The following is a 14,841-nucleotide window of genomic DNA, read 5'->3' as shown; positions in this document are numbered from 1 at the left end:
AAAGATTAGTTTTAATTTTTTTGAATATTAATGAGTTGCTTTAGGCAATGCTTTTCCAATTAAAATGCTTGCAACTAACATCACTAAAGTCGGAACCAACCAAGCCATTCCTTCAGATGAAAGAGGGAAGTGTTCCAATAATGAATTAATGCTTTCTGGTAACATTTTAACGTTATTTAAGCTATCACATAAACTAAAACAAACAGTTACGATTAATGTGCTGTTGTATGTAAATTTTATTGATGGGAGTTTTTTGCGTAAGAATTGCAATAATACAAGCACAATAGCTACCGGATAAATTAATAGCAAAGCCGGAATCGTTATGCGAAGTAGATCCGTTAAACCATATTGTGAAACAGTGATTGTCATCGCGGTAAAAAGTGCGGCCCAAAACGGATAAGAAAAACGTACAGAGAATTTTGAAAAATAGTCAGCAGCAGCACTTGTTACACCAACAAGGGTTGTTAAGCTCGCTAATACAATAATACCAGCCATAATCCAAGTCCCAGCAGAACCGAATAAGACATTTACATAACGAGAGAAAATTTGTCCGCCATTAGTTGCACCTTCTGCAACTGTAGCACTAGTCGCACCTAGATAGAAAAGTGAAAAATATAAACCCGCCAGTAAGATGACTGAAACAAATCCAGCTGAGATAGTGTATTTCACGATATCTTTGGGTTGAGTTACATTTTTTGCTGCAAGTGCGCGAGCGACGATTCCACCGAAAGCAATAGCTGCGAGTACGTCCATGGTTTGATAACCACTGGTTAAGCCGATTAATAAAGAATGACCATTTTCATACGCTTTACTTGGTGCTTGAATTTCAGATAAAGGTGAAATGAAGACAGTGACGGCTACAGCAACTAATAACACAAGCAATGCCGGTGTCATGAATTTACCAACACTTGAAATAATGGTATTTGGGCGAATCATAAAGCCCATCGCGATTAAGTTAAAAATGAGCGAAAACAGGAAGCGAACACTCGCATTATCTTCCACTAATCCTAAAGGTAACCACGCCATTTCGTAAGCAACATTCGTGATACGTGGCATTGCAAAGGTGGAGCCAATGGTTAGATAAAGTATAACGAGAAAACCTGTACCCGCCCATTTAGGTAAATCTTTCGTGAGTTCTTCACCACGACCTAAAATAGATACAATAACAAGTGTAATAAAAGGCATTAAAACGCCGGTTAATACAAAACCGAAGGATGCGCCTGCCCAATGCTGTCCTGCCGTGAAGCCTTCCATTGGCGGAAAAATGATATTACCTGCACCTAAAAATAAGGCGAAGATCATCATTCCTAAAACGATAATATCTTTACGTGAAAACATAATTTTTGACTCTAAAAATAAAAAGGCCTGCATTCTACTACAAAGTGTAGAAAATCCCTATTCTGTAAAACTAAAAATGTGAATTTCGTCACAATATGAAGAATCTTATCGACAATTCGATAAAAATCCCTGCAAAATTGACCGCACTTTTCCCTTTGAGGGCAAAATATGCTAGGATTCAGCCTTTGTTAATTTTTTGTTATTTATTTTTGGAAGGAGTTTGCGTGGTAAAACTGATTCAACGCTTTTTAAAATTAGAATCCGCTGGTGGTATTTTGTTGCTTTTTTCTGCTGCAGTAGCGATGTTGCTGGCTAATTCGCCATTGAGCAATCAATATAATGATTTTTTGAATTTGCCAGTCAATTTGCAAATTGGAAGTTTCTCTATTAATAAAACTTTAATCCATTGGATTAACGATGGTTTTATGGCGGTATTTTTTGTGTTAGTGGGAATGGAAGTTAAAAAAGAATTATTCGAAGGCGCACTTTCTTCCTACCAACAAGCCATTTTCCCTGCTATTGCTGCGGTAGGTGGAATGATCGTGCCCGCATTGGTTTATTGGTTTATTGCAAAACAGGATCCTAGCCTTGCAAACGGCTGGGCTATTCCTATGGCGACTGATATCGCTTTTGCGCTTGGCATTATGGCATTATTGAGTAAGCAAGTGCCATTGCCTCTCAAGATTTTTTTACTCGCACTTGCTATTATTGATGACTTAGGCGCGATTGTTGTAATTGCTCTGTTCTTCTCTCATGAATTAAGTGTGCAGGCTCTAATTTTCTCAGGTGTTTCTATTTTGACTTTGGTTTTATTAAACCGCTTTAGAGTTAGCGCGCTTTGTGCCTACATGGTTATAGGGGCAATTTTATGGGCATCAGTTTTAAAATCTGGTGTTCATGCGACGTTGGCTGGCGTGATTATTGGTTTTTGCATTCCATTAAAAGGTAAAAAAGGTGAACGACCATTACACGATTTTGAGCACATTCTAGCGCCTTGGTCATCCTTCGTTATTTTACCGCTCTTTGCATTTGCTAATGCAGGCGTTAGTTTTGACGGTATTGATGTGAGTATGATTTCATCGCCATTATTATTGGCTATCGCGTGCGGTTTAATTATTGGTAAACCTGTCGGCGTTTTCGGATTTAGTTATATTTCCGTTAAGTTGGGATTGGCTAAATTACCAGATGGAATCAATTTTAAACAAATTTTTGCGGTTGCTGTTTTATGTGGTATCGGCTTTACGATGTCAATGTTCTTAGCAAGCCTTGCTTTTGATGCGGATGCGGGAGAAAGTGTCAATACACTTTCTCGTTTAGGCATTTTACTTGGTTCAACCATTTCAGCAACACTTGGGTATTTATTCTTAAAACAAACGACAAAACTAAACTAGTCATACACAAAGTGCGGTAAAAATTTACCGCACTTATTCTATAAGATAATTCCACTATCTGCTTTGGTAAAATTCATTACAAATAAACTTTTATAAGTTCTTACATGAAATTCGCCAGTCAATACTCGACGTGTGAATGCGTGATAGCTTTCCATATCTTTTGCATGGAGTAGTAACATAAAATCATAGTCCCCTGAAATTTCGTAACAGCTCACCACTTCGTCTTCTTGGCGCATTTTTCGTTCAAATTGCTCTTGATAATAAGAGTGTTGATTATCCATTTCGACCATGACAAACACGCTAATCGTACGCCCAACCGCTTTTGGAGAAACGACTGCAACTCGTTTTGTAATAACGCCTGAATCAGTTAATGCTTGTATGCGTCGTTGACAGGTTGCAACGGAACTATTCACTTTCTCTGACAGTTCTTTTAACGGAATCATGGCATCTTGTTGTAATACATTCAAAATATTACGATCTAATTTATCCAGTGTTTGCATAAGATAATTTCTCAAAAATATGACTATTGAGAAAAATATTATCACAATAAAAATAAAGTTGAGATTTTTTCTTGTCTTGGGCTTTTATAATAATCGTATTAATAAGATGGGGTCTAAGATGAAAGTGATCACTCAAGGCGTATTATTGTGCATTTTTTCACAATGTTTATTTGGCATATTGTATTTATTTAGTATATGGCTCCAACCACTTAGCGGAACAGATGTTTTTGCATGGCGTATGTTAACCATGATCTTTGAGTTACTTTTAATTTTATTCCCGACTATTGGTTGCCGCTCTCTTTTGTCTCTTATCACGATAACTTTAGGAAAAAGTTGGACGCGTTGGGTTTTATTTTTACTGGGGACATTAGATGCGGGAAGTCAATTCTGGCTCTTTATGTGGGCACCGCTGAATGGTGAAGGGATAAATATTGCGATGGGATATTTCCTTTTCCCACTAATCATGGCTGTTTTAGGATGGGCTTGGTTAAAAGAACGCTTATCATTTATTCAGAAAATCGCGCTTTTACTGGCTGCCTGCGGTGTTGCACATGAATTATGGCACACTCAAAGTTTTTCATGGACAAGCTTGTGGGTTTGTACGGTTTATCCATTTTATTATCTAAGCCGTAAATTGATGAAAATCCCTGCTCTAGAAGGGATTACATTGGACATTATTTTAATTTCGATTCCTTGCGTTATTTATATTCTTTATCAAAGTACGACGCTTTCTTTAGTTACGCAAGAATATCGTTATTGGTTATTGCTACCAGCACTTGGCATGGTGAGTGCGATTTCTCTTTCAGCCAACTTAAAATCAAGCCAACAAATTCCAGTCAGTATTTTTGCGGTGTTGAGTTATATCGAACCCATATTGCTTTTTTTAATAGCTGTCTTTGTGCTGGATAATCAAATAACCACAAGCGACTATTTTACTTATGTGCCTATTTGGTTAAGTCTCATTGTGATTGGCATAGAAGGGCTTTTAAACAAAAATAAAGTGCGGTGAAAATTAACCGCACTTATTAACGTTACTGAAATAATTAGAAAGTATCTGAAATAGATATTTTCTATTCCCACTCGATCGTTGCGGGTGGTTTTCCGCTGATGTCATACACCACACGGGAAATGCCATTCACCTCGTTGATGATACGGTTAGACACTTTGCCTAATAAGTCATAAGGTAAGTGTGCCCAATGTGCGGTCATAAAGTCGATGGTTTCTACTGCGCGTAGGGAAATAACCCAATCGTATTTACGGCCATCGCCCATCACGCCTACAGATTTTACTGGTAAGAATACGCTGAAGGCTTGGCTGGTTTTTTCATACCAACCGCTATTGAGTAATTCTTCGATAAAGATTGCATCCGCACGGCGTAATAAATCGCAGTATTCTTTTTTTACTTCGCCTAATACACGCACGCCTAAGCCTGGGCCAGGGAACGGGTGGCGGTTGATCATTTCAGCCGGTAGGCCTAATGCTAAACCGATTTTTCGCACTTCATCTTTAAATAATTCACGTAATGGTTCAACTAAGCCAAGTTTCATATAATCTGGTAAGCCACCTACGTTGTGGTGTGATTTAATCACATGTGCTTTACCGGTTTTGCTTGCGGCAGATTCGATCACGTCAGGGTAGATCGTACCTTGTGCCAACCATTTTACGTTAGTGAGTTTTTTCGATTCATCATCGAAGACATCCACGAATACTTTACCGATAATTTTACGTTTCGCTTCAGGATCGGATACGCCTGAAAGTTCACCTAAGAAACGGCTTTCCGCATCAACACGGGTAATATTCAAGCCGAATTTATCGCCAAACATTTCCATGACTTGATCGCCTTCATGTAAGCGGAGTAAGCCGTTATCCACGAATACGCAGTGTAAGTTTTTTCCGATAGCACGGTGTAAAAGTAATGCAACGACAGAAGAGTCCACACCACCAGATAAGCCTAAAATCACTTCATCATCGCCTACTTGCTCTTTAATGCGAGCAACAGCATCTTCGATAATGTTTTCTGCTGTCCATTTGGTTTCGCAACCACAAATGTTCACCACAAAATTAGTTAATAATTCTAAACCTTTTTTGGTGTGGGTTACTTCTGGGTGGAATTGTACGCCGTAGAAACGACGGCTTTCATCAGACATTGCTGCAATTGGACAGGTTGGGGTAGTCCCTGTTACTTGGAAGTTTTGAGGTAAACGAGTCACTTTGTCACCATGGCTCATCCAAACATCTAAAGTCGGCTCATTTGCTGTCAAGTTATCATTAAGATTGGCAAAAAGTGCGGTGGAATTTTCAAGAGAAACTGAAGCATAGCCGAACTCTCTGTGATCAGACGTTTCGGTTAAGCCGCCAAGTTGCATCGCCATAGTTTGCATTCCATAGCAAACGCCTAATACCGGGACTCCAGCATTAAATACATATTCAGGTGCGCGTGGACTATTTTCTTCAGTGGTACTTTCTGGACCACCAGAAAGAATAATACCCGTTGGGGCAAATTCACGAATTTGTTGTTCGGTTACATCCCAAGCCCAAAGTTCGCAGTACACACCAATTTCACGCACACGACGTGCAATCAGTTGGGTATATTGTGAACCAAAGTCGAGGATTAGGATTTTGTGGTTGTGAATGTTTGTCATTTTTTTTCCTAGATTTTACAATTGATTTTAACTTTTATGTGATTTTTGTTGTAATTGCTTATTAATTTTATGTAATTGAGTTAAGGCGCTTAGTATTTTTTCTGATAAATTATCGGGCTCATTTAGTAAATTAAATGAAATTTGAAGACATCCAAAATCTACAGAAAAATTGTCATGTTCATCCATTAATACTATTTCTTTTATCAGATTATAAATGACACTTTTAGATTTATTTTGATTCAGTTTACTTTGAATCTTTTGATTAGGAGCTAAAGATAAAAATGTTAAGTTTCCTATCATATCTAATTCTATAAATAGACGCCAAAACGATGTGGGCATTTTCCTTAATGTAGATGGATAACAGATGTCAGCTATTATATTTATTGTATTTATGTATCTATCCAATCTGTATTGAACATTCTGTTTTAGTGAGTTTAACCATATAGTCGGATATACGCTAGCGTTAGAAACATATACTTGAAAAGAATCTCTACCCTTCAAAGATGCAATAAATTCATTAGCACAATCTATTAGGAATTTTTCATCACCCTTACATGAAAAATTTATATTCTCCCATTCATTATAAATTTGCATAAAAATTTCTTGAGTTTGTTCATACTTAAAACAACAAAAGGTGGACTAGAGCCCACCTTACGGATTAGCCCATGCGATAGTTTGGCGCTTCTTTAGTGATAGTTACATCATGAACGTGGCTTTCTTTAATACCCGCACCACTGATACGAACGAATTCTGCTTTCGTACGTAATTCTTCGATGGTTGCACAGCCAGTTAAGCCCATGCAAGAACGCAAGCCACCCATTTGTTGGTGGATGATTTCTTTTAAGTAACCTTTGTATGGAATACGGCCTTCGATACCTTCTGGTACGAGTTTATCTGCTGCGTTATCAGATTGGAAATAACGATCTGATGAACCTTTCGCCATCGCACCTAATGAGCCCATACCACGGTAAGATTTAAATGCACGACCTTGATAAAGTTCGATTTCACCCGGTGCTTCTTCAGTACCCGCAAACATAGAGCCAACCATTACACAGCTTGCGCCTGCAGCGATGGCTTTTGCAATATCGCCAGAGAAACGAATACCACCGTCCGCGATAACTGGAATACCACGATCTTTTAATGCCGCAGCTGCATCTGCGATAGCCGTGATTTGTGGAACACCTACACCAGTCACGATACGAGTGGTACAAATTGAACCAGGACCAATACCTACTTTCACTGCGCTTGCGCCTGCGTCTGCAAGTGCGATAGCACCTTCAGCCGTTGCGACGTTACCCGCAACAATAGGTAAGTTTGGATATTTTGCACGAGTTTCGCGAACGCGTTGTAATACTCCTTCTGAGTGACCGTGAGACGAGTCGATTAACAATACATCTACTCCAGCTTTTACTAATGCATCAATACGTTCTTCGTTACCCGGACCTGCACCCACCGCAGCCCCTACGCGTAAACGACCGAATTCATCTTTGCATGCATTTGGTTTTTGTTCTGCTTTTTGGAAGTCTTTAACGGTAATCATACCTTTAAGTTTGAAGCTGTCATTAACCACTAATACTTTTTCAACACGGTGTTGATGCATTAATTCCAAGATTTCTTCGCGACTAGCCCCTTCTTTTACTGTCACCAAGTCTTCTTTTTTCGTCATTACTTGTGAAACAGTTTTGCTCAAATCTTTTACGAAACGGGTATCGCGTCCAGTAATGATACCAATTAGGTTATTTTCACTGTCTACAACAGGGTAGCCAGCGAAGCCGTTTTTCTTCACCATTTCAGCAAGTTCGGCAAGCGTTAAATTTGGTGAAACAGTTACTGGTTCAGAAACGATACCACTTTCGAATTTTTTCACTTTACGAACACGATCTGCCTGGCGCTCAATGGTCATATTTTTATGAATAAAGCCGATGCCACCTTCTTGTGCTAAAGAAATCGCAAGTTTGGTTTCGGTTACGGTATCCATTGCTGCTGAAAGCATAGGAATATTCAAAGTAATTTCTTTAGTAAGTTTGGTTGAAAGATTGGCTGTATTTGGAAGCACAGTTGAATGTGCTGGGACGAGTAGAACATCGTCAAAAGTAAGGGCTTCTTGTTTAATGCGTAATGACATTGCAATATTCTCGCTAAGTTGAAGTTAAAAAATATTGCGGCGGGATTATACAGATTTTACTAGATTTTGAAAACGAAATTTTTGGATTTGTGCTATGATTTTCGCTCCGTTTGCTACAAGGAATAAATGATGAATTTCGCTTTATTGACATATTTATCTGATTGTCAGCCGAAAGTGCGGTTTGAATTGGAAAAGTTTTCTCCAGATATTGAAGAGGACATTCAACAATTACGTGAGCTAGGCTTGGAAATTGTCGTTGATGACCAAAATTATTGCTTAGTGCCTAATCTTCCTTTATTAAATCCTCAGCAAATTTCAACCGCACTTTTCCCTTATAATATCCATTATCAGCCGATTATTTCCTCTACAAATGAATGGATACTACAAAATATTCCTTCCTTAAAAAAAGGTGATCTTTGTGTAGCTGAATATCAAACTGCAGGACGCGGTCGACGAGGTAGCCAATGGTTATCGCCTTTTGCCGGGCAAATCATGTTTAGTTTTTATTGGACATTTGATCCTCAAAAATCAATTGAAGGTTTAAGTTTAGTCATCGGATTGGCGATTGCCGAGGTGCTAAATGTGCAAGTGAAATGGCCAAATGATATTTTGTTAGATGGGAGAAAGTTAGGCGGAATTTTGGTTGAAATCGCTAATCATAAAAATGGTATGCTCAATTTGGTGATTGGTGTAGGTATTAATGTGTCGTTGCCAAAACAAACAGAAATTAGTCAGCCTTATGCGGAAATATGTGAAATTGATCCTGATGTAGATCGACAAACCTTATTACCAAAACTCATACAACATTTGTATGCACGTTTAAATATCTTTGAGAAAAATGGTATTAATGATGAATTTCAACAAGCGTGGCAATCATATAATGCGTTTTTAAATAATGAAGTAAATGTGCTGACTGAACAAGGCGTTATTTCAGGTATTGAACAAGGAATAGATGAACGTGGTTATTTAAAAGTATTATGTGGCAATAAAACCCAGATGTTTAATGGTGGCGAGGTTTCATTACGTAAGAAATAATAGCTGTAAAAAGTTGAATATATTCACCGCACTTTTTAATAAAATGTTTATATTTCCATCAAAAGATCATTTTTTTAAATATTTTTACAAAAAGTACTTGCAAGGGTTTTGAAAATCCCTATAATGCACCGCACACAACGACGCACTGTTGTGAAGTCTTTAAGTTTCCACGTGCGTCGTTGTTTTTTGCTCTTTAACAATGTATCAGACAATCTGTGTGGGCACTTGTTGATTGACTTGTTTTAAAAATATTTTTAATTTTGAAGTCTTAATAGGTGCTTAACTGAAAAATTCATAATTACTTTTTTAAGTAGTGTTTTATTTATAGCTAAGTAGTTTATTGAGCGATTGAACTTGAATTGAAGAGTTTGATCATGGCTCAGATTGAACGCTGGCGGCAGGCTTAACACATGCAAGTCGAACGGTAGCAGGAGAAAGCTTGCTTTCTTGCTGACGAGTGGCGGACGGGTGAGTAATGCTTGGGAATCTGGCTTATGGAGGGGGATAACTACGGGAAACTGTAGCTAATACCGCGTAGAATCGGAAGATGAAAGTGCGGGACCGCAAGGCCGCATGCCATGAGATGAGCCCAAGTGGGATTAGGTAGTTGGTGGGGTAAAGGCCTACCAAGCCTGCGATCTCTAGCTGGTCTGAGAGGATGGCCAGCCACACTGGAACTGAGACACGGTCCAGACTCCTACGGGAGGCAGCAGTGGGGAATATTGCGCAATGGGGGGAACCCTGACGCAGCCATGCCGCGTGAATGAAGAAGGCCTTCGGGTTGTAAAGTTCTTTCGGTATTGAGGAAGGGATGTGTGCTAATAGTACATATCATTGACGTTAAATACAGAAGAAGCACCGGCTAACTCCGTGCCAGCAGCCGCGGTAATACGGAGGGTGCGAGCGTTAATCGGAATAACTGGGCGTAAAGGGCACGCAGGCGGTTATTTAAGTGAGGTGTGAAAGCCCCGGGCTTAACCTGGGAATTGCATTTCAGACTGGGTAACTAGAGTACTTTAGGGAGGGGTAGAATTCCACGTGTAGCGGTGAAATGCGTAGAGATGTGGAGGAATACCGAAGGCGAAGGCAGCCCCTTGGGAATGTACTGACGCTCATGTGCGAAAGCGTGGGGAGCAAACAGGATTAGATACCCTGGTAGTCCACGCTGTAAACGCTGTCGATTTGGGGATTGGGCTTAAAGCTTGGTGCCCGTAGCTAACGTGATAAATCGACCGCCTGGGGAGTACGGCCGCAAGGTTAAAACTCAAATGAATTGACGGGGGCCCGCACAAGCGGTGGAGCATGTGGTTTAATTCGATGCAACGCGAAGAACCTTACCTACTCTTGACATCCATGGAATCCTGTAGAGATACGGGAGTGCCTTCGGGAACCATGAGACAGGTGCTGCATGGCTGTCGTCAGCTCGTGTTGTGAAATGTTGGGTTAAGTCCCGCAACGAGCGCAACCCTTATCCTTTGTTGCCAGCGATTCGGTCGGGAACTCAAAGGAGACTGCCAGTGATAAACTGGAGGAAGGTGGGGATGACGTCAAGTCATCATGGCCCTTACGAGTAGGGCTACACACGTGCTACAATGGCGTATACAGAGGGTGGCGATGCCGCGAGGTGGAGCGAATCTCAGAAAGTACGTCTAAGTCCGGATTGGAGTCTGCAACTCGACTCCATGAAGTCGGAATCGCTAGTAATCGCGAATCAGAATGTCGCGGTGAATACGTTCCCGGGCCTTGTACACACCGCCCGTCACACCATGGGAGTGGGTTGTACCAGAAGTAGATAGCTTAACCTTTTGGAGGGCGTTTACCACGGTATGATTCATGACTGGGGTGAAGTCGTAACAAGGTAACCGTAGGGGAACCTGCGGTTGGATCACCTCCTTACCAAAGACGAGAGACAGCGAGTGCTCACACAGATTGGCTGATAGTTGTAGACAAATGAGCAGAAGAAAACATTACCCTTGGGTCTGTAGCTCAGGTGGTTAGAGCGCACCCCTGATAAGGGTGAGGTCGGTGGTTCAAGTCCACTCAGACCCACCACTCTGAGAGTGAGTGATGTAAAGGAGTAATGATTTATGATGAAATGGGGATATAGCTCAGCTGGGAGAGCGCCTGCCTTGCACGCAGGAGGTCAGCGGTTCGATCCCGCTTATCTCCACCACTTATCATCGTTAAGTAAATTAAGCGAGAATAGAGAAGAAAGTCATAAGCACTAATCTAAACGAATATAGTGTTTAAGATTTTATTTATATTCATTTAGTTTATTTAACGATGATAACTGAAAAGTTTTATCAACTGTTCTTTAAAAAATTGGAAACAAGCTGAAAACAAGAGATTTTCGAGAGAAAGTCTGAGTAGGCAAAATAGGAAAGTGAAAAGAGGGAACTGAGAAGGAAACTCTGAGAGCAAACCTGTTTTGCATAAAATCTTGATTGAACAAAAGCAATCAAGTGTTTAGTTGAATGAAAATACGCATCAAATTGACCACACTTTGAAGTGAAAACTTAAAGTGATTGAAAACATTTGAGGTTGTATAGTTAAGTGACTAAGCGTACAAGGTGGATGCCTTGGCAATCAGAGGCGAAGAAGGACGTGCTAATCTGCGAAAAGCTTGGATGAGTCGATAAGAGGCGTTTAATCCAAGATATCCGAATGGGGAAACCCAGTAGATGAAGAATCTACTATCACTTACTGAATCCATAGGTAAGTGAGGCAAACCGGGAGAACTGAAACATCTAAGTACCCCGAGGAAAAGAAATCAACCGAGATTTCGTCAGTAGCGGCGAGCGAAAGCGAAAGAGCCTGTTAATGATAACAGCAGAGATAGAGGAATAAGCTGGGAAGCTTAGCGACACAGGGTGATAGCCCCGTACTCGACATCCAGGCTGTGGTACTAAGTTAACGAGAAGTAGGGCGGGACACGTGATATCCTGTTTGAAGATGGGGGGACCATCCTCCAAGGCTAAATACTCCTGATTGACCGATAGTGAACCAGTACTGTGAAGGAAAGGCGAAAAGAACCCCGGTGAGGGGAGTGAAATAGAACCTGAAACCTTGTACGTACAAGCAGTGGGAGCCTGAAAGGGTGACTGCGTACCTTTTGTATAATGGGTCAGCGACTTATATTTTGTAGCGAGGTTAACCGAATAGGGGAGCCGAAGGGAAACCGAGTCTTAACTGGGCGACTAGTTGCAAGGTATAGACCCGAAACTCGGTGATCTAGCCATGGGCAGGTTGAAGGTTGGGTAACACTAACTGGAGGACCGAACCGACTAATGTTGAAAAATTAGCGGATGACTTGTGGCTGGGGGTGAAAGGCCAATCAAACCGGGAGATAGCTGGTTCTCCCCGAAATCTATTTAGGTAGAGCCTTGAGCGGACACCTTTGGGGGTAGAGCACTGTTTCGGCTAGGGGTCCATCCCGGATTACCAACCCGATGCAAACTACGAATACCAAAGAGTGATACTCAGGAGACACACGGCGGGTGCTAACGTCCGTCGTGGAGAGGGAAACAACCCAGACCGCCAGCTAAGGTCCCAAAGTCTATATTAAGTGGGAAACGAAGTGGGAAGGCTTAGACAGCTAGGATGTTGGCTTAGAAGCAGCCATCATTTAAAGAAAGCGTAATAGCTCACTAGTCGAGTCGGCCTGCGCGGAAGATGTAACGGGGCTGAAATATAGCACCGAAGCTGCGGCATCAGACATAAGTCTGTTGGGTAGGGGAGCGTTGTGTAAGCGGATGAAGGTGTGTTGAGAAGCATGCTGGACGTATCACAAGTGCGAATGCTGACATAAGTAACGATAAAACGGGTGAAAAACCCGTTCGCCGGAAGACCAAGGGTTCCTGTCCAACGTTAATCGGGGCAGGGTGAGTCGGCCCCTAAGGCGAGGCTGAAGAGCGTAGTCGATGGGAAACAGGTTAATATTCCTGTACTTGGTAAAGCTGCGATGTGGGGACGGAGTAGGTTAGGTTATCGCACTGTTGGATATGTGCGTTTAAGTTGGTAGGTGGGAAGTTTAGGCAAATCCGGGCTTCCTTAACACTGAGAGATGATGACGAGGCTCTACGGAGCTGAAGTAACTGATACCACACTTCCAGGAAAAGCCACTAAGCGAAAGGCTTTACTAAACCGTACTGAAAACCGACACAGGTGGTCAGGTAGAGAATACTCAGGCGCTTGAGAGAACTCGGGTGAAGGAACTAGGCAAAATAGCACCGTAACTTCGGGAGAAGGTGCGCCGGCGTAGATTGTAAGGGCTTGCCCCTGAAGGTTGAACCGGTCGAAGATACCAGCTGGCTGCAACTGTTTATTAAAAACACAGCACTCTGCAAACACGAAAGTGGACGTATAGGGTGTGATGCCTGCCCGGTGCTGGAAGGTTAATTGATGGTGTAATCGAAAGAGAAGCTCCTGATCGAAGCCCCAGTAAACGGCGGCCGTAACTATAACGGTCCTAAGGTAGCGAAATTCCTTGTCGGGTAAGTTCCGACCTGCACGAATGGCATAATGATGGCCAGGCTGTCTCCACCCGAGACTCAGTGAAATTGAAATCGCCGTGAAGATGCGGTGTACCCGCGGCTAGACGGAAAGACCCCGTGAACCTTTACTATAGCTTGACACTGAACATTGAATTTTGATGTGTAGGATAGGTGGGAGACTTAGAAGTAGTCACGCCAGTGATTATGGAGTCGTCCTTGAAATACCACCCTTTAACGTTTGATGTTCTAACGAAGATTGCGGAACGCGGTCTCGGACAGTGTCTGGTGGGTAGTTTGACTGGGGCGGTCTCCTCCCAAAGAGTAACGGAGGAGCACGAAGGTTTGCTAATCACGGTCGGACATCGTGAGGTTAGTGCAATGGTATAAGCAAGCTTAACTGCGAGACAGACAAGTCGAGCAGGTACGAAAGTAGGTCATAGTGATCCGGTGGTTCTGAATGGAAGGGCCATCGCTCAACGGATAAAAGGTACTCCGGGGATAACAGGCTGATACCGCCCAAGAGTTCATATCGACGGCGGTGTTTGGCACCTCGATGTCGGCTCATCACATCCTGGGGCTGAAGTAGGTCCCAAGGGTATGGCTGTTCGCCATTTAAAGTGGTACGCGAGCTGGGTTTAGAACGTCGTGAGACAGTTCGGTCCCTATCTGCCGTGGGCGTTGGAGAATTGGTTGGGGCTGCTCCTAGTACGAGAGGACCGGAGTGGACGCACCACTGGTGTTCCGGTTGTGTCGCCAGACGCATTGCCGGGTAGCTAAGTGCGGAAGAGATAAGTGCTGAAAGCATCTAAGCACGAAACTTGCCAAGAGATGAGTTCTCCCAGATTATAAATCTGTAAGGGTTGTTTAAGACTAAGACGTAGATAGGCAGGGTGTGTAAGTGATGTGAGTCATTGAGCTAACCTGTACTAATTGCCCGAGAGGCTTAACTATACAACGCTCAAGTGTTTTTGGGAAACAGAGTGAAAGAAAAAGAAATTAACTAAACGTTCAGCTTGTGGCCAATGAAGAACATAGATAGAAGTTAGAATAAACGTTATCAAAGAATTATCCTGGCGGCGATAGTGCGGTGGAACCACCTGACACCATACCGAACTCAGAAGTGAAACGCTGTAATGCCGATGGTAGTGTGGGGCATCCCCATGTGAGAGTAGGGCACCGCCAGGTTACCAAATACGAATCTAAATTAAATAGAAACAAAAGAACCCCGTGTCGAAAGATATGGGGTTTTTGCTTTTGGAATTTACTCATTATTTAATCAAATAAAAGTCTGATTTTAGTTTTAATAAAACTGCTATC

General features: G+C 41.9%; 8 protein-coding genes, 2 tRNA genes and 3 rRNA genes. 8 read left to right on the top strand and 5 right to left on the bottom strand.

The genetic code is table 11. The features are described 5' to 3' along the window. Positions 1-27: 27 nt before the first annotated feature. A complete protein-coding gene (brnQ, locus tag DV427_RS01470; RefSeq protein ID WP_114892162.1) occupies positions 28-1,338 on the bottom strand; it encodes a branched-chain amino acid transport system II carrier protein in 1,311 nt (436 codons plus the stop codon). 224 nt (positions 1,339-1,562) lie between these two features. On the opposite strand from brnQ, the gene nhaA reads away from it, so the two are divergent. After that, the gene (gene nhaA / locus DV427_RS01465) at positions 1,563-2,729 is read left to right on the top strand and encodes a Na+/H+ antiporter NhaA (protein WP_162790309.1); all 1,167 of its coding nucleotides are present in this window, start codon (positions 1,563-1,565) and stop codon (positions 2,727-2,729) included. Positions 2,730-2,767: 38 nt separating this feature from the next. On the opposite strand, the gene DV427_RS01460 is transcribed toward nhaA, so the two are convergent. Continuing rightward, positions 2,768-3,229, bottom strand: coding sequence for an Lrp/AsnC family transcriptional regulator (locus DV427_RS01460; RefSeq protein ID WP_114891060.1), 462 nt, complete (start codon positions 3,227-3,229; stop codon positions 2,768-2,770). Between the two features lie 118 nt (positions 3,230-3,347). On the opposite strand from DV427_RS01460, the gene rarD reads away from it, so the two are divergent. Next, positions 3,348-4,238 (top strand): EamA family transporter RarD, encoded by an 891-nt coding sequence (rarD, locus tag DV427_RS01455; protein WP_162790247.1) that lies wholly within the window; start codon positions 3,348-3,350, stop codon positions 4,236-4,238. 61 nt (positions 4,239-4,299) lie between these two features. Here rarD and guaA read toward each other — a convergent pair whose 3' ends face one another. From guaA to guaB, 3 genes are all read right to left on the bottom strand, one after another. After that, positions 4,300-5,871, bottom strand: a complete 1,572-nt coding sequence (guaA, locus tag DV427_RS01450) for a glutamine-hydrolyzing GMP synthase (RefSeq protein WP_114891058.1) — start codon at positions 5,869-5,871, stop codon at positions 4,300-4,302. A gap of 27 nt (positions 5,872-5,898) precedes the next feature. Next, on the bottom strand, positions 5,899-6,465 hold the full coding sequence (locus tag DV427_RS01445) for a hypothetical protein (RefSeq protein ID WP_114891057.1): 567 nt from the start codon (positions 6,463-6,465) through the stop codon (positions 5,899-5,901). A 64-nt stretch (positions 6,466-6,529) separates the two neighbouring features. Beyond that, the gene (guaB, locus tag DV427_RS01440; protein ID WP_005636679.1) at positions 6,530-7,996 is read right to left on the bottom strand and encodes an IMP dehydrogenase; all 1,467 of its coding nucleotides are present in this window, start codon (positions 7,994-7,996) and stop codon (positions 6,530-6,532) included. A gap of 129 nt (positions 7,997-8,125) precedes the next feature. Here guaB and birA point away from each other — a divergent pair, with 129 nt between their 5' ends. The 6 genes from birA to rrf all read left to right on the top strand — a co-directional run bounded on the left by birA (position 8,126) and on the right by rrf (position 14,709). Next, entirely contained in the window at positions 8,126-9,031 is a 906-nt protein-coding gene (gene birA, locus DV427_RS01435) for a bifunctional biotin--[acetyl-CoA-carboxylase] ligase/biotin operon repressor BirA (RefSeq protein ID WP_162790308.1), read from the top strand. Positions 9,032-9,387: 356 nt separating this feature from the next. Next, positions 9,388-10,927, top strand: a 16S ribosomal RNA gene (locus DV427_RS01430). 79 nt (positions 10,928-11,006) lie between these two features. Beyond that, positions 11,007-11,083, top strand: a tRNA-Ile gene (locus tag DV427_RS01425). A gap of 45 nt (positions 11,084-11,128) precedes the next feature. After that, positions 11,129-11,204: transfer RNA gene (locus DV427_RS01420), tRNA-Ala, on the top strand. A 374-nt stretch (positions 11,205-11,578) separates the two neighbouring features. Further along, a 23S ribosomal RNA gene (locus DV427_RS01415) occupies positions 11,579-14,475 on the top strand. Positions 14,476-14,593: 118 nt separating this feature from the next. Further along, positions 14,594-14,709: ribosomal RNA gene (rrf, locus tag DV427_RS01410) — 5S ribosomal RNA — on the top strand. The 16S, 23S and 5S rRNA genes sit together here with 2 tRNA genes alongside, the layout of an rRNA operon. Positions 14,710-14,841: the final 132 nt, after the last annotated feature.

Origin of the sequence: Haemophilus haemolyticus (genome assembly GCF_003351405.1) — a bacterium.
Classification (GTDB): Bacteria; Pseudomonadota; Gammaproteobacteria; order Enterobacterales; family Pasteurellaceae; genus Haemophilus; species Haemophilus haemolyticus_N.
This window is presented reverse-complemented; position numbering and strand designations above follow the sequence as displayed.